Consider the following 25,066-nt stretch of genomic DNA (forward strand, 5'->3'; position numbering starts at 1 on the left):
TAGTCCTGAGCTCCTTCGCCAAAAACGCGCAACCCAGAAAGCGTGAGACCAACGTCCACTCCGAACGATGAAGACCCGTTTCCGTGAAAACCACCGAGACCCGGGAGTCGTACAGGTTTGTCGAATCTGGTCGCAAGTGCAGATACTCCCACCTGCAACCCCTCCAACATATCAACCCTCACTCGCGCTCCACACGCCATTTCCCGAACCCTGTTCCTCTCTTCAATTTCATGGTCTGTCCTGTGCAAACCGTCGACGTCGAACCGTGTGACCACCCCATCGCTGTCGCACCCCGCATCCAGTGGTTTGTTGGAGTAGAACGCTGAGACAACGGCCGGACGCAGTTCAACCTCCGCCGCCGCACCCCGAAAGGTCCATGCCTGGTCGGTCGAAAACGAAGGTCGGAAGCCAACACCGTTCCGGGCAATTCCGGCAGTCGCTTCGCTCCCCTTCGAGAATCCGGATGCTCTCCAGAACACAAGACCCTGGCCGGCCTCGAACACGAAATCCCCGAGCACAATCCGCGCAGAGATCTCGGGAATTGACGCACAGAGATGACCGCCGACAAAATCGAGGTAGTTCTTCTCCCCGGGATCTTTTTCCGTCACAAGCCCGAGGGTCAACGACGGAGACGCTCGAGCCAGGCCATTCATCTCGTCCTGATCGCTGGCTGACAATCCCTCGATGCGTGCCACGAATTTGGTGTAGAGCTTTTCCAACGAACCAGGGTACAAACCTTGTCCCGTTCCCGATTGTCCAATGCCATTCCGCGCCGCCCGCGTCCGCACGAGGAACCGATTTGCGATGGGTGCGCCCCTCCGCTTCACAGTGACAAAGGGTGCGACGGCCCTGAGTAGATCGGGTGCGATCCCTTGAATTTCGGCCAGTTCCTCTGTGTTCCGGAACGGCCTGCTGGTCCTGCGAGTCACAATTCTGCTGGCGATGATCGGTCCGAGACCGGGGATTTGTTCCAGTTCGGCCCCGCTTGCCAGATTCAGGTCGAGCGGAGTATCCTTCATCCCGTCGAGAACCTCGAGCATTGCAGACACGCTCCCCTCTTCCGAGCCGAACTCAAGGAGATGTTCGTATCCTGCCTGCAAAGGAGTGCGAAGTGTATCACCTTCTTCCATCCCGGTCAGGTATGGGGAAAGAAGAACCTCCAAAGTTATGATCATGGTTGACATTTTCATATGACCTCAGCGACCTGCTGTGCATGAGATTTCGACCTGATGAGTCCATCCCAATTGCGGATGGCTTAATCCTGCGTAAGAAAATTCAATACCCCCGAAGTGTACCCCGAGCCCGACTGAAATCTTTTCCGGATTGCTTGACATCCCGAATCGCATGGTGAGCGCATGAAGGAGCTCCTGTTCGTAGCCCACCTTGAGTTCAAATGGGAATCGAATGTCTTTCTCAAGTCCCACGGCCAGGAGCGAGGACTCCCCAAACGTGTAGCAGATACCGACGTCCTGTACCTGAGGGAGCGCTTCACCGCTGGCGCCGATCTTCGAACCGCTGACGTTTTTCCACTCAAACCCAATCCGCAATCCTTCGGCCACATCGACAAGTGCGCCGGCATCACACGAAGAGGCAGTGACGACCCCGTAGCGTTCGACAGAAATGCGGATCACATTGATTGCCCCTCCCACTGCAATTCCATCATCGACTGCCTTCCCAATCGCGAGCGTACACGTCGTCTCCCTGTAGAGGTCGAATCCGAATTGTCCGGCCACGATGCCAAGAGACGCCAGATGCAAGGGAACAACTCCGGCGACACTGATAGTCCGAAGCTCTTTCAATCCGAACTGTTGCGGATTCATGAATACAGCCAGCTCCGCCTCAGGACATGTGACAAGTCCCGCGGGATTGTACTCACTTGACCAAGGGCTGTTCCCAACTGCGACGAAAGCGTTGGCGAGTGCATTGGGTCTGGCGCCGCGTCCGCTGTTTTGAAAACCAGAACACACAAGCCAGGGGAAAAAGACGAGGAGGAAGATCACCTTGATGGACATGGGGCCATCCCTTGTGAGAAGCCCGGAAAATGGCTATATTGGACGCAGACACAATTAGGAGTGGGGACCTATGAAACCGCGTCGTGTGGTGGAACTACTTGGGATGTTCCTGCTATGTGCGGGAATAGCGGCAGCGCAGGAACTCAATTGCGAGGTGACAGTCAATATCGACAATATCACCTCCGGTCAGCGGGACTATCTTCGAACGTTTGAAGCGGATGTCAAGAAGTACCTCAACAACAATCGCTATACAGATGAAGATCTTGGCGGGGAGAAGATCGATTGTTCCATGACGATTTTCTTTCTGAGCGGCGCAAACGACAAATACAGCGCCCAGGTTGTTGTCGTAAGTCAGCGCCCTATCTACACCGGTGTCGATAAATCCGGAAAAAACACGCAGGTCATCAGACTTCTCGACGATCGATGGGATTTTCCGTACGTGCCCAACCAGCCAATGTCGAAGGACGATTATCGCTTTGACCCGGTGTCCTCATTCCTGGACTTTTACGCCTACCTGATCATAGGAATGGACCTCGAAACATACACTGCGCTGTCAGGGGCGCGATATTTTCAGAAAGCGCTCAACATCTGCAATCAAGCCGTTTCATCCTCGTACGCCAGCGGATGGCAGTCGCCGACCGGATCCTACAGCCGCTTCGGGTTCATCGATGAGCTGACGAACATGAAATACCAGGCATTCCGGGATGCCTTCTATGCCTACCACTTCGACGGACTCGATCTCCTCGCCACACAAGCGCAAGCAGGTCAGACCGCCATGCTGAAAGCAATCGAATCCATCGCTGATCTGAGGAAGAAACAGAATCCGCGAAGCATCCTGGTGAAGGTGTTGTTCGACTCGAAGTATCTCGAGATCGCAGACAGCTTTCTGACATGGGCTGACCGCGGAGTTTATGACCGCCTCATCGCCGCAGACCCGTCACATCAGGGAACGTACGACACGTACAGGCAGCGCTAGAGCCACCTGCGACAATCATTCGATCGTTATTTGCTGGATAATGTCCCCAATCTGTATCTGATCGACAACATCCTGACCATCCGTCACGCGCCCAAAGACGGTGTACCTGCCGTCCAGATGCGGCGTGGGTTGGTGAGTGATGAAGAACTGGCATCCCTCCGTGTCCTTCCCGGCGCTGGCAATCCCGGCTGCCCCCCTCTCAAACGAAGCGAATCCAAATTCCGAACGGATAGCATACCCCGGTCCTCCCCATCCATCGCCGCGAGGGTCGCCCCCCTGAACAACGAAGTTCGGTACCACTCTGTGAAATGAAAGCCCATTGTAGAAGTTCTTCCGTGCAAGCTTCACGAAGTTCAACACCGTGAAGGGGGCATCGTCCTTGAGAAGGCGGATCGAGAAGGTCCCCTTGTTCGTTTTGATGACGGCACGCGCAGACTGGCTCAGCGACTCAAGCACCGGCCAATCATAATCCGTATGCATCGCCCTGGTCGATTTGGGTATCTTGCCGCTGTAGTCATTCTTTGTGATCTGCCGGAGAGCGGCTGCGGCTGTTGCTGCGACCGTCTTGTCCGGATCATTCAACGACTTCTCGAGCACCGGCACAAACCTGGGGTCTTTCATGCTGCCCATGGCGGCCGCCGCTGCCTGCATCGCTTCGACATCGTCCGGCGACGAGAGCAGGACATACGCATCCTTCAAAGCCAGAACCAGTGAATCGGCAAGTCTAGGATCCCGAAACAGACTGAAGAATGTCGTATCTGCGAGAGCGTTGGACACCAGGTGCGTGATAGCCATGTCTTTCCTTGTCAACGCATTCATCGTCTTCCGATACAACGTCTGCTTCGCGTCCCCCCATTCCTGATTGTCCGACCGGATTTTCTCGATCGTGGACGGGGTCAGGTAGCGGCGAATGAAGTCCCAGGCGGCCATTGCGACCCTGACATTGGGATCATCGAGCAAGAAAAGCGTAATTGACAGACTTCGGCCTGATGGGATGGAGCTCAATGCCTCGATCACCTTTGTCTTTTCTCGTACCGAAAGATCCTTATCGGACATATAGTTCTTTCGTGAGAAATCCTCCGGGAAGAGTTTTGCCAAGGCGACCATCGCTTCTCCCCGCACGAGATCAGCGGAAGGATTCCGGACAGCAGTCAATCGGAGCAACTCCCCACGAAGGCTCGCCGTATCGGCAGCCGATTCCATCGCCTGTTTTGAGAATCCCGAAAGAGCCTGCAATGTCGCGATCTTGACATGGTCATTCGGCGATGCGAGATACCCGATGACCTCGTTCAGTTTTTCCGGCGCTGATGCAGAGAATGCTGCGATGGCCCGAACAAGCTGGACTTCCACTTCCCAGTCGGGATTCAAGCGATCGTCGGCCTGGATTGATTTCACCAATTCCATGGCATAGTCTGATTTCGAGCGCCCCAGCATTGTGACAAGATTGAGCCGCACATCTGAGTTCGGGTCTTTTGACACGACGGTGAGAAGCGATTCCCGCTTCGCAATTTCGATGTCGATCAAACCATGCGGAGCAGTCCGCCACAGAGCGAAGAGCGCTTTCCACCGGACATCTGCGTCAGGACGATGAAGTTGCTCGAAGCAAAACCAAATCGACCGTTCATTCTTGATACCGCGCAGAGCGAACCGGGCCACAGACAACGCCTGAGCAGCGCTGAGTGAGGGACTCCCGCCGGCGTTCTTGAACTCGATGACCGCTTCCAGCGCGGTCGCGGTGCCGATCTTCCCGAGCGCTTCCATCATGCGCGTCACAACGATCGTATCGCTCTCCATTGCAAGATGGCTCAGGAGTGAATCCTGATATCGAGTCGGACCCGTCTGCCCCAGAGCAAACGACGCTGCCGCCCGGACCCGCGAATCCTGGTCGTTCAGCATCGAAGTTATGGCTGCCGAAGCAGAAGTATCCTGAATGCACGCCAGTGCAATCAGTGCCTTCATCCGAAGCCGTGGATCCGGGCTGGCGAAGTATGAAATCAACTTCCCATTTCCCAGAGAGCGCTGGTCCTGGAGAGTCAGAATTTCCCTTTCGGCATCCGACAGCTTCTGTGCAAGGAGCATCGCCGGGAGCGCAATCATCACGAACAGTAATCGAATAGACCTCATTGCTTAAATCCCTCCGTAAACTTTAGATACGAGAACCTGCTTCTACAACACCTGTTCGTTGCGCGATAATATCGCGCTACGCTGCTAACAATATGATGCGAACATTCTGCCTGGCGCCTTTGTGTGAGGATTCGTGCAATCACTTCTAGAAATATGGCCGGACACGAAATTCCGCTCCAACCGTCTTTTCTACGAATTCCCTCGCGGCGGCGACATCGACATCATCAATTCCTACTATCGTCATCACGACGTTCGGCAGATGCTTCCTGCACTCCCGGGCAAATTCGATCATGGCCTTGTGATACACCTCTCCATCGAGCCGCATCATCGCACCGTACTGCTGAGGATCGATCGAGTTCAGACTGATTGAAACGGTGTCTATCAAACCCGAGAGTTCCGGCACAATATTTCGGTGATTTATCACATTACCATGTCCATCAGTGTTGAGCCTCACACGTCCCCCCTTCTGCTTCACCCAACCGGCGACTTCTTTGATCACGTCGAGTCGAATGGTAGGTTCTCCGTACCCGCAGAAGACAATCTCATCGTACGCGGTGGGATCTCCGATCGCCTTCATGACCTCTTCCGACGATGGCTCCTTGTCGAGCTTAAGGTTGTGCCCCTTGACGATTGCCTCCCCTTTCCGATCGCAGAACACACAATCGGCGTTACATCGGATTGTGATATTCAGGTACAGAGAATTGCGCAGCTTATAAGCTACCTGGGGTGGCTCCATCGGCCCGATGCCGAAGAGTTTCTTCGTATTGAAGCGTGCCGTTCGAGCAACGTCTTCTTCAGAAACGCCAAAGAGCTCAGCGATCTTCCTGGCGATCAGAACAACGTTCGCGGGTTCATTTCTCTTACCGCGCAGAGGGACCGGCGACATGAAGGGAGCATCGGTTTCCAGAAGAATGTGATCGAAACCGGTTTTCCTGAGCGTCTCAAGAGACGGCGAGTTCTTGAATGTCACAATGCCCGGGTATGAGACCAGGAAACCAAGGTCGAGGAGTTTCCACACGTCTTCTGCTCCTCCCGGGAAACAATGGAAGACACCTCTCAATGCAGGATATCGCGTGTGGACATTCTGCCGATTCGCTCGCCAGTCCGGGTGTTCCCGAACCGCATCTTCTACGGCTCTGAGGGCATCTTCGAGTGACTCGCGCGTATGCACTACGATGGGGAGATTTCTCCGGACGGCGATCTCGATTTGCCTCTGGAAGACAACCCGCTGCACATCCCGCGGAGAGAAGTCATAATGGTAATCAACACCTATTTCTCCGATCGCTACAACCCTGGGGTTCTTGCTCAGTTCTTCAATCTGCTGCAGGACGTCGGGTGTGGCCTTCGAAGCGTCGTGCGGATGGATGCCGACGGTGGCGTAGACGTCGTCGTATTTTTCCGCCAGCGAGACGGCCTCCAGGCTTGATTCCAGCGTCGTGCCTGGTACTATGATCGCTTCGACCCCGGCATCGCGAGCCCTCGTCAGGACCCCGTCAAGATCCGTTTTGAAGTCTTCGAAGTAGATGTGTGCGTGTGAATCGATATACATAGGTTGATCGCAGCCTGCATTCGTTTCCAGAGAATCAGAACGGGGTCTAAAGTACTGACAACTTCACTCTCTTGCAAGGAGGGTGGGACGAAGCTTGTTCATTACAAGACGGCGTATCCCGAAGAAGTTTAGAACATCCCCTCGATGGTGAGGTAGTATGTCCGAACCGGGCCGAGGTTTCCCAGCAACTCAACGTAGGAATAGTTCAGGAGGTTATTGATGTTGAGACCGACGCGCAGCGGGAGTTTGAGGGCGACGAGATCGTACGACGTGCGGACGTCCACGATTTTGATTGCGACGCGCTGTTCTCCGTTGACGATTGGAGCAAGACGCACGAGGTTTTCGTCGATCCGCTCGATGCGAGAAAGGTAGCGCGCATCCGCTGACAGCCGCAGAGCATTCCATGAGAAGACTCCGCTTGCGTAGAGGAGATGACGCGGCCGGAATTTCAGAACCGTGTTGTCTGCGAGATCGAGCGGCCATGTGTACGTGTAACCGACATCTGTTGACAGGAATTTCTTCCACCATTCGACGCGCACCACTGTTTCGACCCCCTGAATGCGGGCTTTGGTCACGTTTTCGAACTGGATCACGGGCCCTTCTACCTCGACCGGGGACGCCGGGTAGGGACGATACCGTTTGATCCCAACGCTCGGCTCGATCAGATTTCGAAAATCATTGGAGTAGACCGCCAGGTCGACGGAAACCGTCTGTCCAAGTGACCGGCTGACACCGACTTCATACGAGAGACTTGTCTCCGGTTTCAGGTCGGGATTGGGGAGCACGGCGACTGCCGAAACATTCGTCGAGCTCTCGATATACAACTCGCCGATCGCCGGATACCTGAATCCTGATCCGAACGATGCCCTGAAGCTTGTCTCCTTATCCGGCATATACACGATGCCGAATTTGGGATTCAGCTGGGCCGTGGAGTTCAGCACCGAGACCTTCTGCCAATCGAATCTCAATCCAGCTGTGAGCTTCAGCTCCGCGGTCAACGCGACTTCATCCTGAACGTATGCTGCAGCACCGACACCCGGATGAGTACCAAACAGGTTCGCACTGACTTTGTCGTAGTTGCTGGCAACGCCGAATGTCAGCACGTTCGAGCTGTTGAGATCATACGTTGCCTGGACGTCGAAGCTGAACAGATGGGACGTAGAGACGTTGTTCACTCTTCCCAGGCTGTCATCCCGCCAGAAATTACCGAAGTAAATCACCTTCGCAGTATAGAAGAATTTGTCTGAGAGGAATTCCTTGTACGCGAAACTCAGATTGCCCCGGTGAGAGTTCACCTCCCCGTTGCGCTGGCTTTCCGGCACGCGCGTCGCTTCCGCAAGACTTTTCCACCAGAAGAAATTGCCGTGGGAACGATCGATGTAGTTGCCCGAAATCGTCAGGCTCTGCGTGCCCGACAGATCATACTTCAGTTTGGCAAACAGGCTACACCGATGGTACGTGTCGTTTTCTCTGTAACTTTCGTCAACAGTGCGGCCGGCGCTCACGAGATAGCTGATCGCCCCCGATGTACCGGCATAACTCACCGCCACACCGCTGTTGAATCTGGGCTTTGAAGACCAGTCCCACTCCGAGTACCGGGGCTTGTCGTACATCCCTGAAAACATCCGGAACCGCAGCTCCGGTGTTGCGGGGGCCTCCTTTGTGATGACGTTGATGACTCCTCCGAGTGCGCTCGAACCGTAGAGTGCTGAACCCGCACCTTTGACAACTTCCAGCCGATCCACGGTGAACATGGGAATAGATTCCCAATTTATTTCGCCGGTATCGCCGGTCAGATACGGCATACCATCGAGAAGAACCAGCACCCTGCTGCCAACTCCCCTGTTGTAGCCGCTCGAGCCACGGATATTCACCTGGTCGGAGAGAACGTTGACTCCAGGGACGTACCGGAGCGCATCGTCAAGCGTGATATTGTTCCTATCTGCGATCATACGCGCCGTGACAGTGGCAACGCTCACAGGCACCTCCTGGAGACTCTGTTCGCGCCTGCTTGCCGTAATGATCACGGGCTCCGTTTGCAGCGGCACGGGTTGGATGGAGAGCTCGATGGATGTTCTCTCATCACGTACAACCCGGACGCCATCCAGCGTCAGGCGTTGATATCCAAGGATTGAGACCAACACAGTATAGGAACCGGGGGGGATCTTCGATATTCTAAATCTTCCCTGCGCGTCCGTTGCGGCCCCCATAAAGGTGGACCGGAGGGTGACATTCGCGCCGGCGACTGCCTGTCTGGTCTCGGCGTCCTTCACGGTTCCTTCAAGCGTACCGAAGACCGACTGACCCAACCCGACCGCGGGCCAGAACAAAACGAAAGTTATATAGAGCAGGAGTGTTTTCAAAACGGTTGCGGCGGCGGTTTTCGAAAATTGACTCTTACGTTTACTCCCGCCTGGAAGTTGTTCTCATTGACGATGATCGGGATTGGCAGTGGCGGCACGTCGCTCGTCCCATAGACTCCTACAACCCGAAGGCTGCTCGCGTTGATGTCGTTCGCCACATGCTGAAGAACTCCCACGTACTTATACGTACCCGGCGGCAGATTGAATACATAGGAGACTGAATCAACAAAAAGCGGAAGGTTTTTGTCCGTTGCCGGATAGAGGTAGATCGTCGGCGGGTCTGAAAAGAGACCTGTGAAGACCTTCAGAGAATCGAGCGGGTAGAGTTGCGAAGCGAACAGCCAGAGGTTTACGAGACTGTCCGCTGCCGGCCACGTCCCTTTCCCGAAGTAGATCGTACCTCCAAATCCAGGTGTCACGTTTGGGGGCGGTTCCAGGCCGTGATCGCACGTGAGACTCGATATGACAATCGCAACTAGGAGGAGTTTTTTCATCTTCGACGGAAAAGTAGCAATAGCCCCTTTCAAATGCAACCGCGCACCCCAATATGCAAAGAAGTTCCTCCGGTAAACGCTGGAGTGGCAACAGTCGTTTTCAGGTTGGAAATCTTGGCTCTCTTGCGTATATTTTTTGTTTCGAGGGTGCTAGACGTGATTCCGGGGACGATCCTGAGCTGGAAATGACGGTGCGCGAGACTATCCCAACGGAGCGGCAGACGTACGAGCAATCGTACGTCAGATCGTTGTTCAATCGGATTGCCCCGCACTACGATTTTCTGAATCATTTTCTGAGCCTCGGGTTCGACATCCAGTGGCGCAAGAAGGCCGTGCGGCTGCTGCTGGAGTACGAGCCCCGCACGATCCTCGATGTCGCCACAGGGACAGCGGATCTCGCACTAGAGGTGTGGAAACCCCCGGTGGAAAAGGTGTACGGGATCGATTTGTCCCCCGCGATGTTGAATATCGCGAAGACCAAGATACGTCGGCGAGGGCTGGAGCACTCTATCACAGTCGAAGAGGGATCGGCCGAGCAGTTGCGATTCCCAGGCGATTCGTTTGACGCCGTCATGGTGGCATTCGGAGTCCGCAATTTTTCCGACCTCCATGGAGGGCTCCGGGAGATGTATCGCGTACTTCGCCCTGGCGGCGCAGTCATGATCCTGGAGTTCTCGCGTCCACGGCGTGCACCGTTCAAGCAGCTGTATTCGTTCTATTTTACACGGGTCCTTCCCAGGCTCGGCGGCGCGATTTCCAGAAGTCCGGAAGCATACCAGTACTTGCCCAGCACCGTCCAGTCATTCCCCGACGGTGACGTCATGTTGAAAATCCTTGGGGCGATTGGCTTCATCGGTGCTTTTCACAATCCGCTGACGCTGGGCATCGCCACCATCTACATAGCTGAGAAACCTATTCAATAATACCTGAAGGTATGATGGAAAGAATTATTCGCGTCGGACACAGTCCGGATCCAGATGATGCATTCATGTTTTACGGCCTCTCAAGCGGTAAGGTCAAACTCGATGGGATTACGATTCAGCATCACCTGGAAGATATCCAAACATTGAACGAGAGGGCGCTGCGCGGTGAGCTTGAGGTTACCGCGATTTCCGCACACGCATACGCATTTGTCGCAGACAGATACTGGGTCATGAAGACGGGCGCGAGCATGGGCGAAGGATACGGCCCTGTCATTGTCTCAAAGAACTACCGTTCACTCGATGAGCTGGCTGGCAAGACAGTTGCCACGCCCGGTGCAATGACCACAGCCTCCCTCCTTTTCAAGATCTTCACAGAGGGGATCAAGCAGGTCGAAGTCCCCTTCGATCAGATCATGGATCGCGTGAGCAGCGGCGAGTTCGACGCCGGGCTGTTGATTCACGAAGGCCAGATCACGTATCAGGAGCAGGGATTCAGCAAGATCCTCGATTTCGGGGAACTCTGGGAACGGTTGTACGGGCTCCCCCTTCCTCTCGGGCTTGACGTGGTCAGGAAGGACCTTGGTGAAGAGACGGCACGGAAGCTCTCGCAGGGATTGCGCCAGAGTATCCACTACGGTTACACGCATCAAGACGACGCTATCCCCTATGCTCTCCAGTACGGACGGGGCATTGATGTCAAGCTTGGAGAACGATTCGTGAAAATGTATGTCAGCGAATTGACCATCGATATGGGCGAGAACGGTCTCAGAGCGCTGCAACTGCTGTTCCGCCTGGGCGCTGAGCGCGGCGTGATTCCGTCAGTTCCTTCCATCGAATTATTCTAAGCGTTCCCGCGGATTCATGATCGGTCTTTTCAAAATATTCGACGCTCACGTCCACTTCTACTCTCACGCATACTTCCGTTTTCTCGTGAGGCAGAAGCCGAACCGGCTCGACTTCAACACGGAACTCAAGAACCTCGCAACGAAGGGGCGCATCGAAATCCCGGGCGAAGACCCTGTCATCCTTGCGAAGCGCTGGATCGAGATCATCGACAAGTGGAAAATCGAACGCATGCTCCTCTTCAGCAGTATCGCGGGAGATGAGGATTCTGTCGTCAAGGCGGTACAGGCCTTTCCGACAAGATTCGCGGGAATCTTTTCGATCGATCCGAATTCAAATCTGCTGATGCAAAATGCCGAAAAGCGTTTGAAGCAAGACAAACTCCGCGGCATCCTGCTCGCACCATCATTGTATCACATCAGCGTAGGCGACGCGTGGCTCGACCCCTTGTTCCAGCTGTGTCAGGAGACGAAAGCGATCGTTTTCACGCAGTTCGGGAAGATCACGATCAAGCCGCGTGAGTATGCAGGGATGCAAACTCGTACCAACGAGGACTACTCCAATCCCAAAGACCTGATCCCTGTCGCAAAAAAGTACGGCGGAATCAAGTTCGTTATACCGCATTTTGGTGGAGGAAGATTCGAGGAAGCGCTTGAGGTTGGGAAAGAATGTCAAAATGTGTATATGGATACGGCGGGATCGAATTCGTGGATGGCAGATCACCCCTCGAAGCCCGATCTCCGGACGATATTTCAGAAAGCCCTTGCGGTGTATGGGCCGGGACGGATTCTCTTTGGCTCGGCCTCGGGGATGTTCCCCCGCGGGTACCGGTACGACATCGTCGATAACCAGACGAAACTCGTTCAGGAAATGCGCATCCCGCTTGGGGATGGCAAGAAGATCTTCTACGAAAACGCTGTCTCCCTCATTGATGTCTGACCGCTTCACTCCCGGGCCGCTCAGATCGGCTCAAACACCATTGCAGCAGATTCCCCGAACGCACATTTCTTCTCATGCACCCCTTCATCGGGTCATTTTCTGTCAGGACAATACCGCATGATTCGATTAAGCTGGCGAATTGCTGATTGTTGCGTGCGGCGCATCGAACATGGAGATTCCTATCGACGAATGAGTCCTGCGGCTTTTCCGCTCATAACTTCCTTGCCTCGCTGATTGCGGCAGATCCAGTCCGAAGATACCTGAACGAGCCCTTTCTCTTCCCGCACGTCGATGATGGTGACCTGACACTCAATCGTGTCTCCGGCATAGACGGGCCTCAGGAAATGGAACGTCAGTTCGCGTGCAATGAAGTTAAGGTCTCCGCCGATCTTGGTAGGCAGCGTAGCAGTGAGCAATCCCTGAGCCATCAGCCGGCCAAGCTCGTCGGTCTGAATGTGATGGGCACCCTCGTCACCTGACAATTTTCCGAACCGCCGGATTTCTTCTTCCGTGAAAGTCCGCTGCCAGGTGGTAACATCGCCGATGTTCATCATCCCAATCTTTGGAAGAATCGCTTCAGTCCCAAGCTCTCCACGCGGTTAGCTTGCGCAAACTATGTTCTGCCGGTCGTGCTCGCCTGCAGTTCTATGTGCGCCGGTCAGAACCATGTTGTCCCCCGATACTTCCTATATGTATCTCCGTATTGCGTTAGAAGCCGCGCCTCCTCCCACCGTCTCCAGAAGAAAATGTGAACGATCACAATCAATCCGGCGAGCAGACTGACGATGGCACTGTGATACACGCTCTATCCAAGAATCCATAAGACGAAGCCGGTATACATCGGATGCCTGATCTTCGTGAACAATCCGGTCGTGACGAGATGGTCGATGTTCTCAAGTCCTCTGAGCTGCGAGAGGGCTCCAAAAGCGAGAATCATCCCCGCGACGAACAGGGCAAGGCCGCTCCATCGCAAAAAGTTCGGCACGTCGATCTTGTATGGATCCATCAGGCACAAGCTGAACCAGGAGACCCACAGGATACACATGACTGTGAAGATGAAAGCAAAAACGGGCTTGCTCTCCGGATCGACCTTACCGGAGTCCTTTAGAATTTCATACGCTGTCCGAATGAATGCGGAAGCGACAAAGAGAACTGTTAGAATGAGATAGCTGTTGTCTATCATTTGAATGTCTCCCTATTGTAATTGGCGTGCAACCCGCGTCACAGTGAGGGTGACGAATCGCTCTGTCACTTAGAGTCACCATGACCAACGACCCGAACTGCTCCGATTTCGAGCAACGGACCTAGAAGATTAGCGGCACCGCCATGCTCTGTGATTCGGCCGTCGACTACCCAATCGATATTGACTCCTGTGTATGTGACGACCTTGCCTGTGGGTTTGATGCCAAGCCAGACACCCAAGTGAGTCCCCCGAGCTGTGATGCATGAAGCCACATATTCACCATCAGCGATCTGTTGCTCGACAGTGACGGCCAGATCGGGATACGTCTGACGAACTCCAAGAATGTGCTCTTTGGCTTCCGCAGGCCCAATCGGGTATCGCTTGCCTTCGGATACTTCGGTGTAGTCGGCTGAGACATATTTTTCTATCTCGCCTACATTGCCGGTGTTGATGACGTTCGCGACATATTCTCGAATTATCAACTTCTTGTCGGATGCGGACATTGGCAGATCCCGTGTCGATTGTAGAGATGCACTATCGTGCCGGCAGTGCGCGTTCAAACCAAGCAGTGTGGTCGCCCTGGGCGCACACTCACATTAGATAGTAGTAGAAGCATACAAAGAGCGCAGTTTGAGCAAACGCTACAAGTGCTATGGAGCGATAGATCTTCACCAATACCCGGATATCGTCAAATGGCCATTTCTCAAGGAGAGCGAAGTATGCCCGCCCGTCAACCGAAGCAAAGGTCAAGACTGCCAGAACGGCCGGAACAGCGTTTCCAGAAATGAAGCTAACATAGACCGAACCACGAGTCGCAACGTGTGGAAAGAGAGCCAGTAATCGTTCCAACACTGACATCCAGGGAGTCAGACTGCTGGTGGACGATCTTTAAATCACTTCCGACGAGTGCTCCTCCAATGGCGTTCCCTTCAGCGGATTCTCGATGAACGGCAAGACAATGGCTTCGACCGCACCGGCTGCGAGAGCAAATCCAATCAGTTGAACCAAGGTTAACTTCGGAACCACAAAGATGAAGAACAGCAATGCTGTGCCGAGTTCCGAAATTGCGGAGACAAGGCCATGGGAAGCACTAAGCCAAGTATTGGAGAGCCTCCCATGCAGCACCTTGACAACGAATAAATGGTACGAGGGCATTTTGAAACCAGCTACGCCAAGGACGTACGAAAGGACTCCCCAGCCGATTATAAGCTTGCGCGACACGCCAAAGTAATAAATAAGGACAATAACCGGGATGATGCCCACGGCGATTGAAGCCAACGTCGGAATCAGTCTCTGAAGTTTTGATTTCACTGGAGTGGCTCTCGAATGTATGCCCACGCTCAGGGTACACGCAGCTTGTACATCTGCGTCCTGTGAAGCGGATTCCGACGGGGGAATCCGCTGCAAGCCTGCCCATTCAAGTGCCAGGTTTCCCCGGGGCCATGGTACCGTTTGGCAGAAGCAGCGCCCTCCCCGGATCCAAGACGTTGAGCATTACCTTACAGTCTATCCATCCAGTTCCCGCTCATCTTCTTGCAGGGCTGCATCCACGATTCGCCGCAGCATGCCACTAAACACCAGGAGATGGAACGGATAGAGCGCGTACCAATAAGTCAGTCCGAACAGTCCTATCGGATCAAAAATTGCCGTCTGACGAATCGTCGCTGAAGAGTTGTCGCCGCCGACATCGAATTGCAGCCACGCCCGTCCAGGTAGCTTCATCTCAGCAGTAAGACGCAGGTGGCGGTCGGGCTCAAACGACTCGACACGCCAGAAGTCAACTGTATCTCCAATGCGCAGCGTTTGTGAGGACGGGCGGCCGCGTCGCATACCGACACCTCCCACGAGCAAGTCGAGATACCCTCGCAAATGCCACATCCAGTTCCAGGCGTACCAACCTGTCTCGCCGCCGATGCGCTCGATGGGCTTGAAGGCGACAGCGGGGGGCCTCAAGACGTGCGCCGTTCGCGAGTCGACCAGCCGTTTTCTGAACCGCACGCCAGCCCAGGATGGCATCTCGCCCGATGAGGACAGTGCGTCGGACCAGCGTGTAGCGGCAAACCGTTTTTCTTCGTTTGCAAGAGCGTGGCGAAGGGCTTCTTCAATCCCCATTGGACGAATGTCGAACACCTTGAGCGCAGCATCGTCCCGAACAACCGTGGAGTGAACAATACTCTGAATCAGTTTGCGTCCGATGCGAGCGTACAAGGGTGTCACCAATCCCAGCCATAAGCTAGAAATGAAGGGAGTCAGAACTGGCACTGATATCATCCGGACGCGAATTCCGCGGCACCGGGCGTACGCGCGCATGATGTCAGCGTATGATACTATATCAGCGCCGCCGATTTCGTAAACACGGTACTGTGATATGGGCAGATGAAGTGCAGCATTGAGATATGCAATCAAATCTTCTATGGCGATTGGCTGTGCGGGCATAGAAACCCACTTGGGCGTCGTCATGATCGGCAACCGTTCCACTAGCGAGCGTATCATTTCGAAGGACAAGCTACCTGAGCCGATGACAATGGAGGCCCTAAACTCAAGGACAGGCACACCAGATTCGCGCAAGATCTGCCCCACCTCTTGCCGACTGCGCAGGTGTGGGGAGAGATCCTGTCTATCATCGCCCAGCCCACCAAGGTAGATGATGCGCTCCACACCCGCCGCCTTCGCAGCCTCGGCGAAGTTGTGCGCAGCTCGTCGGTCATTGTCCACGAAGGACCCTGCGGCACCCATCGAATGAATCATGTAGTAGGCAACTTGTACCCCACGCAGAGCAGTATCAAGGCTGATGCGCTCAAGTACATCTCCCGCCACAACTTCAGTCGATTGTGCAACCTTCGGTTTGAGAAAGTCAGGACGGCGAGCGAGGCAGCGGATGCGATAACCTTGGCTCTCCAAGGAATGAAGCAAGCGCCCACCTACATATCCCGTCGCACCTGTGACAAGGATGAGTGAAGAATCGGGGGGATCCGCCTTTGCCTGTCTGGATCTGGTGTTCACCGGCTACCTCTTTGCTTTGATGTGATTTCGAGACGCTACGAATCGATTTGAGCGGCGTTGCGCATAACGTCCAGGCAACACGCCCATCTGGGTCCTGCGAGGCGGACTCCGACGGGTGGATTTGTTGCAGGCGCCCACTGAAGCCCCAGGCTCGCCGGGGCGGGTTGCTGTTTGGCAGACGAAGACCCTTAAACCTTTTGTGACAAGACGAACACTTGTGCCTGGAGTGTTCAGAGCCGGATCCTGACCCCAAATAAGGAAGTGACAATGAGTTCTCCACCGGGGATGATTGACCACTGAAATTCTGCCGACTCGTTGATCTTCCGAAAATACTCGAATTCAACTGCAAACGGGAAGAAACGGTACTGCCATCCTTGATAGACCCGGTCACCGTAGAATTCATCGTCCTTGTATTGCTCGAATCGATGCCAATCCCTCCTGAAACTGAAAATGGGACTGATACCTGCATTGACACTGTTGTCACCCCAAGAAAGTTCGAGCCTCGGACCCAGATGAGCGCACCCAGCCGTGACGAATGCACAATCCTTGTACAATGCTGACGTAAAACGGAGAAACGAGTAGTTGTTCAAACGGTAGTCAAGGTTGGCAGCAACGCCTACATCAAGAACAAGATAAGCCTTTTTGTCGAGTTTCAGGGGGTACACTTCAGGAGTATTCCCTCCACCCGGATGATAGGTCAACCCAAGATATTGAACAGACAGATGCCAGATGGGAACTTGCACATACGTGCATTCGAGCGGTTGCGCAAGGACCGAAGCAGGCCACATACTCCAAGTCAGGGCGAGGTGAGCAAAGGGAACATGACCTATGATTTTCATCGGTGACAAGTGGCGCAACCTGCGCAGGCACAGTTCAATTTCGATCGCGTTTGGCGGCACACCACAAAAGCGTGTCACCTTTTCTGTGGCCCGCTTGACAATACACGTGACGAACTAGCGATTGCCCCCTGCCAGAGTGAATTCATAAACAGTCTTTGGTGGAAAGAAGAGCCCGAGAGTCAATCCCCCGGCTATTCCAATCGCCGCTCCGATTAACAAACCAGCTCTCCTCTCTTCGAGTTGTTATCCGAGGGTAGGCTGACTCCAACGAGGACCCCACCAATCATCCCCACAAATGGATACACAAGGAGGGCATCAACGGATCTCTTCTTCGAAACGGATTGTATTTGGCGGATAGGGATTGTCAATGAATCCATCTGAGAGACTAGAATAACAGAATCTCCCTGCACTGATAGAATGGTGGCTATCCTCTGTTGCCCCGTCACAAGAAGTACGTCCCAGCGATCACTGCCTGCTCTCGCAAAGAACTCTTCTGTAGAGATGTCGTTTGTTTGAGGGTGTGGATTGTCATTCGTGACTCTGTACACGGTTGAGCATCCCAAGAGAGCGAAGCCAGCCAGAAGGATGACAGCGTTCAAGAGTCGACTTATCAGCAAGGTCATTGACTCACGATTGAGAGCATTGTTTTGTGGATTGTTTTCAACTCGCCGGCTTCCTTGGCCACAGGAAAGAAGTCTTGGCTTTGTAATCCAAGTATGGCGCGCCGAAACGGATTTCAAGCTCGCGTTCTTCATACGCTTTGAGATAATATATCAACGCTGGTGTAACAAGGAGAACAACCCATAGAACAAAATGCAGCGACTGCAAATAGAGACCGGCTGACAGAAGCGTGGCAAGAGTGCTTAAAACCATTGGATTCCTCGTCCAACGGTACATCCAGCGATTTGCGAGACGCTTGCTCAACGCAATAGCAAATGGCGCTCCAAGTCCGCTTAAGGCGAGATTTACTACACTCAGCAACGAAGTGACACCCGTGAGCGCACCCAGCACCATTCCGAACTCGACGGGTACCGGAATATTCATGCCGCGCTCGACTTGAAAGAACCTCAAGGCTTGAATAACCGGCGCACCATAGAGAACCATGAGGAGCATATGAACGATGGTCGTTATCCAGGCGAGACGCTCAATCGTCGGCTTGACGTCGACTACCCTCCTTCCTATCCAGACCACTGGAAAAACCAGCATGACAGCTCCGATGATTATGGCTAGAGATGTGAGCTGGGAGAATCGTCCGAATTGGACTGTTCGCCAAATGTAAATCGTAAAGAGAAAGCCAACGAAACGAATTATTGTAAGAACCATGGATTTCATTTTGTCGTTTAATGATGTGCGGGCAAAGTATTGCATGAATCGATTTTTGCGCTTCAAAAGACCAACACAGGATCTACCGTTTCTTCACCGGCGGTCCATTTTGTGCCACCGCGGCCCTCACCAACGCCTTGAAAGCGCCAGCGTCAACCTTCTCCCCTTCGTGAATGTCGATCGCCCTCCGCGTGTTGCCTCCCAAGCTCGAATTGAAGAGGTGCGATGGGTCTGAGATCTTCGCCCCCCGGGCGAACGTGAGTTTCACGACCTTCGTGTACGCCTCCCCGGTACAGACTATCCCGTCATGCGACCATACCGGAGTGCCCATCCACTTCCACTCCTCGGTCACTCCGGGATCGGCTTCCAGAATCAGCGCCCGCATGCAGGCCAGGGCCTCCCCTCGCCATCCCCCCAGGTCGCGGATCCGCTGGTCGATGAGCCGGGATGCGCGTTTCCCGAAGGCTTGCTCAGTGCTCCTCATAGCCGGGGATTTGGATTTGATGGCCGGCTTGCGTGGCTTGACGGACTTGTCGGTCAGAGACCCTCGATTCAGGCCGTGATCACTCCTCTTTGGTTTTAGCGCCACGGTTCATCCTCCACACTATTATGCTGCCCAATTGTTGTTTCCATGGTTTCCAGGAACATCGCTCTATGGTCGAGTAGATGTGCCGCACAAGAACTTATGGAAAGATCCGTTGCGTGCACTTGTCCTTCAGGTAGAACAGTTGCGAGCCGGCTTGGCATTTGTCAGGCGCCCACATTTCTTTGTCTGACGCGGTTTGTGATAGATCTTCTACGCCGCTTCACCGGCATTTCCTAGAACGGCCGACCAACTCAAGAGCAATTTAGGGCCGTTGGTGACCTTGAAGCCCGCGGTTTCAGCTATCTTGAGTGTCGATTTGAATTCTCTCTCGGATACGTGGAAGCATTTTGGCTCAACAAGCAGTAACTGTCCCCCCTTCTTCAACACCGCTCTTAACTGCTCGAACAAAGCTCTCTTGTCTGGTACCTCGTGAACCATGTAGAAAGCAAGGATGAAATCGACTTGATCCGAAACGTTGATCGATCCTCTCTCACAGTGCACAGGCTTGATCCTTGATTCAAGTGCTGTCCCCTTGACCTTTCGAGCCAATTCCTGAAGCATGCCTTTCTGTAGATCAGCGGAGATCACCTGCCCACCTGGGCCCACCATCTGCGCCATCTCAACGGAAAAGAATCCAGGGCCACAGCCTACATCGAGGACCCTCATTCCCGCTTTGACGAACGGAGCAAGAATGTCATGTGGATTTTGAAGCCAGCGTCTCATTTTGCTGTCCAGCGATGATGCGAGCTCGACGGGACAGACTCGATTGCGCTCGTTGCCCATGTTTTCTCCAATTAAGCTGCAAAATGCACCATCAAAATCACTTCATTTCTTCCGGTTGTTGTAGGAACCACTCAAGCCGACCACACTGCCTGCAAGCGAGAATTGCGGCAGTCCTGTTGGCCCAATCGAGGCCGAAGAAGGTCATTCCGGGTGTGTTGAGTAGCGCTGTCCCTTGATCGAATTGGTTGTGGCCGCAATGTGGGCAGACGATGAGTTTACTACCGATTTGGTACGAATTGGTGAAATGTTCGACTTTGGTAGAGTCGAAGAGTGGTTTTCTCCCGCTGAAGATTCCCATGATTGTTCCTTTCGAAATTCTCTCTGGATATGGATGCTCTCACTCGTGGAGCAAGGACACAAAAACAGGCAAACCACAACCTCAGACGGGGCCGTTGCCCCTAACGTTTAGCTCCCCATCTGCGTCCTGTGAAGCGGTCTCCGATGGGTGGATCTGTTGAAAGCCTGTCCGCTGAAACGCCAGGCTCCCCGGGGCCGCGTTGCTATTTGATAACTTCAAACACAAGTGCCGTAGGTCGATTCATTCTTGCTTAGCACGCATCTTTCCTGGACGTGCCAAGCTTCGACGCATCTGGTTCGGCCAGCACATCTATGACGATCAATGTGAGATCGTCATCAAGCGTGCTCTCTTGTGACCTCCCCGACCACGTACCAAGATGTTCAATGAACATGTCCGCAACAGAATTGGCCGAGTCAGAAGAATGTCCTTTGACAAACTCCTCCAAACGAACATCGCCGAAGAATTCCCCTGTCCTGCTTCTCGTTTCGATGATCCCATCTGTATAGAGAAACAGGCGGTCATGTCTTGCTATATCGACGGTCGCGTTCTCATATACTGATTCCGGAAACGGACCTAATATAGTGCCGCCAGGTGGAAATCGGAACACCTCCTTCTTTGAGCTTCTCCACAACAAAGGCGGCGGGTGTCCTGCATTCGCGTAGAGCACTCTTCCGTTGGCGACGTCGATGAAAAGAGAGCAGGCTGTGACAAATGATTCTTCCATCTTTCCATGGAGAATACGGTTGATCTCGGTGAGCACTTTCGACGGATTGGAACAACACTCTGCCTGTGAGGCAAACGCAACCTTCAGCATTGAGCCAATCAGTGCCGCACCTATGCCGTGGCCCGACACATCGGCAATCAGGATACCCACACCAGATTCTCCTGTGATTTGGATATCATAGAAATCTCCTGCGACTGTAGACTTTGCAACATATCGCGCGACGATTTCAATCCCACTGGGAGAGCGAAGATTACCGGGAAGGTTGGAGCGTTGGATCCGTCGGGCGATCTCTATTTCCTGCTCGATTCCCAGCAACTTCTTTTCGTTGGAGAAAAAGTGGTGAACGGCGACGTACCCCAAGCCGATACACAACACCAGGAAGACAGCGTGCTCGAAGTTCACTCCCCAGAGAAGGATGCGTATGTTGATAAGATTGTCGATCGCTGTATACACAAGAGTGGTCAAGAACACGATCCGCAACACGCGCAGTTCACGATGTTGCTGCGTTCTAGTGAAGACGACATTCCCGATCCAGACAACGCACCACAAAACAATTACAATCGCATTGATCGAAACATCCGCGAGAGGTTCTGAACGAAACAGGTCAAATCCCACAGCAGCAACAGCATAGACGATCGTGGACCGGAAGACCCAAAGCATTGAATCGTACAACCCGCGACCGAAAAGGTCGACAAGAAGAGCGGAGAACGGAATCACAATTGCATAGGTGAGGAGTCCGTGGAAATATGGAACAGTGAATGGGAAGCCGACCAACGCTTTCATTGTCGGAATCTCAACCAGCCATCGTATCCCGTTGAGAAAGCAGAAGAGGCCGAAATTGAGGAGTGACAAATCCCTGCTTCTCAGGCGAAACAGAGAGATTACGATTGAAATCAAGCCGACAGATGAAAGAAGAAGTCCGGCAGCAATACCTCCAAAATCCGTCTCGAGTGTGGTCATTGTATTATCGAACGATTATGAGTCAACCAATGAGGCCCTTACTTGCCGCTGACGTCTAGGCAACACGCCCATCCGCGTCCTGTGAAGCGGACTCCGATGGGTAGAACCGTTGCAAGCCGTCGGAATCGAACTGACTCTCAATTGCTCTGGTAGAAACACGTGTTACCCCCGACGACCTCAAAGACATTTGCCAATCACTGAAATTCTTGAGTCCCTCAAGCGTGCGAGCGTCTACCCGCCGACCGGCCTACCCCGATACTATCTATCGGGGTCCGCCGAAGCGCAGCGCAGGCGGAAGTCCGAAGGACAGAGGCGAGCCGGTTTGCCGTTTGCTAGGCGGCGCCCCCCGCCTGTAGAATGGCGCGTATTCGCTCGAGATGATGCATCACATGATCCGCCTGCATCCGGATCACAAATCCAACTGGAACTTGCTCGATCCCCGCCTTAGGCGTGCGCACAACGACAGAGCGATCCCACGCTTCTGGTACGCTTGCCAGGAGCTGGACAACATGTTCACGACTAGCTCTGAGCAGCGACAGCGAAGCTGCTATCGATCGACGGCTGTACGCCCACCGATCGCTCCAGGTGACCTGAGGCATCGACGAGTACCATCTCAAGTCAAACTCCGCTTGTTCGTTGCCGATTGCCATCTTGATGCCCATCTTCCAAATATCATCGCCATCGGCAATGTGATGGACAATCTCACGAATGGACCAGCCTCCTCCAGCCGGCCCCGCATCTAACTGGGAATCTCGCAGACCGATCACTGCCTGTTCGAGCAGGTCTGGTCCCTCTCGATAGCGTGATATCTCGCGTTCGGGATCTTCCGGTGCATTCATTATCGTGCCTCCTCTGGTTACACGTTGGGTTGACTCAACATCGCCTATCCAGCGTGCGCTTGTCCGCCTCGCTCCATCTTTGGGCGGAAGCCCCGGCTTGCCCCGCTTCGCTGGGTTTGCCGTTTGTCAAGCGCAGGCAAAGTTCTATATCAAAACGGTTTGCGGCACAAAGAGTTGAGCGTACGAACGACAGGTTGTCTTATCGCCATCGTCTCATGCAGCGTAGCGAGTCATTGCCGAAGAATCTTCTCCATAGCCTTTCCTTTAGCAAGCTCATCGATCAGCTTGTCCAAATAGCGTATCTTTTGCATAAGCGGATCGTCGATTTCTTCAACTCGTACACCGCACACGACGCCTTTGATAAGCGAACTATTCTGATGGATGGCTGGGGCTTGAGCAAAAAAGGTCTCTAAATCGCTTCCCTGTTCAATTTTCCGACGCAATCCGGCTCGGTCATAGCCCGTCAACCAACAAATGATCTGGTCAACTTCTTCTTTTGTGCGATTCTTTCGTTCCGCTTTCTGAACATACAGCGGATAGAGCGTCGCAAACGATGTCGTGAAAATGCGATGCTTAGGCATCGTAACTCCTCCTAGTCCTGTGGGTTGTGGCCAAATGCGCTGAGGATTGTTCGATCAAATGTTCCGCAAACCGCCATCTCGAATGAATCTCTGCTCACGCCTAACGTTTATGCGCAGGCGAAGTTCAATTCTGACCGCGTTTTGCGGCATATAGTGAAGAACCTGCGACCAGCTTCACTTCCCTGCTCGATCGGTTTCTTAGCCGATGATATGAGCAGATGACGGTGCTTCATCTGATTCTCCGATCGTTGGGATTTTTCGCATCCACACCAGCTGTCGAGCAGCAGATGATACTCCTCCCACAGCAACACCTACGATAAAGAGAGAGGCAGAACAGACTGCGAGAAGGATGAGAAACAAAGAGAGTGCGAAATAACGTCCCATTTGCATGAGATAGCCAGTGCGCTGATGCAAATATATCTTGCCGTGAAGGCCATGCCGTCCAGCTTTGTACCCAAGGAGATTACCCAAATGCGTCGTGCTCACGATAAGGTACAGACCCCACACATAGCCGAGCAATAACGGACGGAAATTCTCTGGGACCCAAACAATCGCAAATGTCACAATGGCAGTCATGATAAACGCTGGAATGAGGTGCCTGGGTTCAACAATTCGCTTCGCATTGACCGTTGTCTGGTACCTTTGATTCCCCTCGATTGTGTTAACTGGATAGCTCTCGTAATGATCGGCGTAATGAAGCTGGCGCTCCCGTTCTTGCATGATGGTGAGCAGCCAATCGACCCACGCCAAAAGGAAAGTGACAACACCAGCTATCAAAGGGTGAGATGAGAGCCAGTCAATCATGTCAAACCTCGTAAGAAGGTGAAATGGTTGTTATCTGGTGCCGCAAACCGCCATACCGAATGTATCTTTGCTTTCGCATAACGTATAGGCAACACGCCTACTCCGATGCGGGCCGACATCTGACCAGCACGGCACCGGACTGGAAGGTTCGTGTTTCGAGCCATTGAAGCCGGATCCTCTGCCCGAGCTCCGCGAACGCTGCTTTGCCAGACCCCAGGAGAACTGGTACATAGTAGAAGCGGTATTCGTCGATTAGGCCGGCCGTGGCCAGAGCCGAAGCCAGAGCAAAGCCTCCGACACTCATGTTCTTCCCGGGCTGTGCTTTGAGCCTTGCTACTTCCCCCTTTGCGTCGCCCCTGACTAGGCTTGAGTTCCATTCCACCGCTTCAAGGGTCCTTGAGAAGACCAGTTTGGGCACAGACCTCCAGATATGTGCGTACTCGATCTCGTATGGGGGCGCCGAAAGATTCTGATCGGCAGTGGGCCAGTAGGCAGCCATGAGTTCGTACATTCGGCGACCATACAAATGAATACCAATGTCTTGTTCAAGGGCGTTGAAGTGCTTGTGGAGTTCCTCGTCGGGAAAGACCCAGCTGGGATCACCGGTTGCTGCCTCGATATACCCGTCGAGAGATAGGGATGTTGCATAGATCACTTTGCGCATAACTCCACCTTGGAATGTTTGCCGGATAATACCGCTTGCAGGTCTTGCACAAATATATGTTCCTCAAAACGCATTATCAAATGGCCCTTTGCCTGCACCGCACGTTTTAGCCAAACCGCCGTTGCGGGCCGCCTTTAGGACTAAGTCCATTTCGTGGCGGCCCTGTGCGCCATGATTCACCTTCTGGAGGAGAGCAATGGAGCAAGTGTCAGCCCCTAGTTTCTTTCGGGGTCCGCCGAAGCGCAGCGCAGGCGGA

The 25,066-nt window shown here is 53.6% G+C and carries 25 protein-coding genes; 4 read left to right on the forward strand and 21 right to left on the reverse strand.

What is annotated here, in order from left to right; genetic code table 11:
- Both NTU47_18695 and NTU47_18700 read right to left on the reverse strand, forming a co-directional pair.
- Positions 1-1,190: helix-hairpin-helix domain-containing protein (locus NTU47_18695; GenBank protein MCX6135837.1), on the reverse strand; the 1,190-nt coding region annotated here is incomplete at its 3' end.
- A gap of 6 nt (positions 1,191-1,196) precedes the next feature.
- Positions 1,197-2,012: a hypothetical protein gene (locus NTU47_18700; GenBank protein ID MCX6135838.1), complete on the reverse strand. Its 816-nt coding sequence runs from the start codon at positions 2,010-2,012 to the stop codon at positions 1,197-1,199.
- 70 nt (positions 2,013-2,082) lie between these two features.
- On the opposite strand from NTU47_18700, the gene NTU47_18705 reads away from it, so the two are divergent.
- Positions 2,083-2,988 carry a DUF4835 family protein gene (locus NTU47_18705; GenBank protein MCX6135839.1) on the forward strand — a complete coding sequence of 302 codons (906 nt, stop codon included), beginning with the start codon at positions 2,083-2,085 and terminating at the stop codon, positions 2,986-2,988.
- A 15-nt stretch (positions 2,989-3,003) separates the two neighbouring features.
- Here NTU47_18705 and NTU47_18710 read toward each other — a convergent pair whose 3' ends face one another.
- The 4 genes from NTU47_18710 to NTU47_18725 form a co-directional block, all read right to left on the reverse strand.
- A complete protein-coding gene (locus NTU47_18710; protein ID MCX6135840.1) occupies positions 3,004-5,112 on the reverse strand; it encodes a peptidylprolyl isomerase in 2,109 nt (702 codons plus the stop codon).
- A 145-nt stretch (positions 5,113-5,257) separates the two neighbouring features.
- Positions 5,258-6,661, reverse strand: a complete 1,404-nt coding sequence (locus NTU47_18715) for a YchF/TatD family DNA exonuclease (protein ID MCX6135841.1) — start codon at positions 6,659-6,661, stop codon at positions 5,258-5,260.
- 128 nt (positions 6,662-6,789) lie between these two features.
- A complete protein-coding gene (locus NTU47_18720; protein MCX6135842.1) occupies positions 6,790-9,024 on the reverse strand; it encodes a TonB-dependent receptor in 2,235 nt (744 codons plus the stop codon).
- Positions 9,021-9,518, reverse strand: a complete 498-nt coding sequence (locus tag NTU47_18725) for a hypothetical protein (GenBank protein MCX6135843.1) — start codon at positions 9,516-9,518, stop codon at positions 9,021-9,023. The genes NTU47_18720 and NTU47_18725 overlap by 4 nt, the downstream gene beginning before the upstream one ends.
- Positions 9,519-9,703: 185 nt before the next feature.
- On the opposite strand from NTU47_18725, the gene ubiE reads away from it, so the two are divergent.
- Genes ubiE through NTU47_18740 form a run of 3 tightly spaced genes read left to right on the forward strand, consistent with a single transcriptional unit; the run spans position 9,704 to position 12,223 of the window.
- Complete coding sequence (ubiE, locus tag NTU47_18730; GenBank protein ID MCX6135844.1) at positions 9,704-10,441, forward strand: bifunctional demethylmenaquinone methyltransferase/2-methoxy-6-polyprenyl-1,4-benzoquinol methylase UbiE; 738 nt, start codon at positions 9,704-9,706, stop codon at positions 10,439-10,441.
- Positions 10,442-10,455: 14 nt separating this feature from the next.
- Positions 10,456-11,286: a hypothetical protein gene (locus NTU47_18735; GenBank protein ID MCX6135845.1), complete on the forward strand. Its 831-nt coding sequence runs from the start codon at positions 10,456-10,458 to the stop codon at positions 11,284-11,286.
- Between the two features lie 16 nt (positions 11,287-11,302).
- A complete protein-coding gene (locus NTU47_18740) occupies positions 11,303-12,223 on the forward strand; it encodes an amidohydrolase family protein (protein ID MCX6135846.1) in 921 nt (306 codons plus the stop codon).
- Positions 12,224-12,402: 179 nt separating this feature from the next.
- Here NTU47_18740 and NTU47_18745 read toward each other — a convergent pair whose 3' ends face one another.
- The 15 genes from NTU47_18745 to NTU47_18815 all read right to left on the reverse strand — a co-directional run bounded on the left by NTU47_18745 (position 12,403) and on the right by NTU47_18815 (position 24,810).
- Positions 12,403-12,777, reverse strand: coding sequence for a MaoC family dehydratase N-terminal domain-containing protein (locus NTU47_18745; protein ID MCX6135847.1), 375 nt, complete (start codon positions 12,775-12,777; stop codon positions 12,403-12,405).
- 251 nt (positions 12,778-13,028) lie between these two features.
- A complete protein-coding gene (locus NTU47_18750; protein ID MCX6135848.1) occupies positions 13,029-13,406 on the reverse strand; it encodes an NnrU family protein in 378 nt (125 codons plus the stop codon).
- A gap of 65 nt (positions 13,407-13,471) precedes the next feature.
- Complete coding sequence (locus NTU47_18755; GenBank protein ID MCX6135849.1) at positions 13,472-13,909, reverse strand: ester cyclase; 438 nt, start codon at positions 13,907-13,909, stop codon at positions 13,472-13,474.
- Between the two features lie 88 nt (positions 13,910-13,997).
- On the reverse strand, positions 13,998-14,255 hold the full coding sequence (locus NTU47_18760) for a hypothetical protein (protein ID MCX6135850.1): 258 nt from the start codon (positions 14,253-14,255) through the stop codon (positions 13,998-14,000).
- A gap of 39 nt (positions 14,256-14,294) precedes the next feature.
- Positions 14,295-14,717 (reverse strand): hypothetical protein, encoded by a 423-nt coding sequence (locus NTU47_18765; protein MCX6135851.1) that lies wholly within the window; start codon positions 14,715-14,717, stop codon positions 14,295-14,297.
- Positions 14,718-14,912: 195 nt separating this feature from the next.
- Positions 14,913-16,409 (reverse strand): SDR family oxidoreductase, encoded by a 1,497-nt coding sequence (locus tag NTU47_18770; GenBank protein ID MCX6135852.1) that lies wholly within the window; start codon positions 16,407-16,409, stop codon positions 14,913-14,915.
- A gap of 230 nt (positions 16,410-16,639) precedes the next feature.
- Complete coding sequence (locus tag NTU47_18775) at positions 16,640-17,257, reverse strand: hypothetical protein (GenBank protein ID MCX6135853.1); 618 nt, start codon at positions 17,255-17,257, stop codon at positions 16,640-16,642.
- Positions 17,258-17,908: 651 nt separating this feature from the next.
- Positions 17,909-18,580 (reverse strand): hypothetical protein, encoded by a 672-nt coding sequence (locus tag NTU47_18780; protein ID MCX6135854.1) that lies wholly within the window; start codon positions 18,578-18,580, stop codon positions 17,909-17,911.
- A gap of 73 nt (positions 18,581-18,653) precedes the next feature.
- Positions 18,654-19,160, reverse strand: a complete 507-nt coding sequence (locus NTU47_18785) for a DUF1801 domain-containing protein (GenBank protein MCX6135855.1) — start codon at positions 19,158-19,160, stop codon at positions 18,654-18,656.
- A gap of 207 nt (positions 19,161-19,367) precedes the next feature.
- On the reverse strand, positions 19,368-19,880 hold the full coding sequence (locus NTU47_18790; protein MCX6135856.1) for a class I SAM-dependent methyltransferase: 513 nt from the start codon (positions 19,878-19,880) through the stop codon (positions 19,368-19,370).
- Between the two features lie 608 nt (positions 19,881-20,488).
- Complete coding sequence (locus NTU47_18795; protein MCX6135857.1) at positions 20,489-21,922, reverse strand: PP2C family protein-serine/threonine phosphatase; 1,434 nt, start codon at positions 21,920-21,922, stop codon at positions 20,489-20,491.
- Between the two features lie 332 nt (positions 21,923-22,254).
- Positions 22,255-22,761 (reverse strand): DinB family protein, encoded by a 507-nt coding sequence (locus NTU47_18800; protein MCX6135858.1) that lies wholly within the window; start codon positions 22,759-22,761, stop codon positions 22,255-22,257.
- 230 nt (positions 22,762-22,991) lie between these two features.
- Positions 22,992-23,342: a DUF2200 domain-containing protein gene (locus NTU47_18805; protein ID MCX6135859.1), complete on the reverse strand. Its 351-nt coding sequence runs from the start codon at positions 23,340-23,342 to the stop codon at positions 22,992-22,994.
- A gap of 198 nt (positions 23,343-23,540) precedes the next feature.
- On the reverse strand, positions 23,541-24,146 hold the full coding sequence (locus tag NTU47_18810) for a hypothetical protein (GenBank protein ID MCX6135860.1): 606 nt from the start codon (positions 24,144-24,146) through the stop codon (positions 23,541-23,543).
- A gap of 97 nt (positions 24,147-24,243) precedes the next feature.
- Positions 24,244-24,810 (reverse strand): dihydrofolate reductase family protein, encoded by a 567-nt coding sequence (locus NTU47_18815; protein MCX6135861.1) that lies wholly within the window; start codon positions 24,808-24,810, stop codon positions 24,244-24,246.
- Between the last annotated feature and the right edge of the window lie 256 nt (positions 24,811-25,066).

The organism is Ignavibacteriales bacterium (assembly GCA_026390595.1).
Taxonomy (GTDB): Bacteria; Bacteroidota; Ignavibacteria; order UBA10030; family UBA10030; genus UBA9647.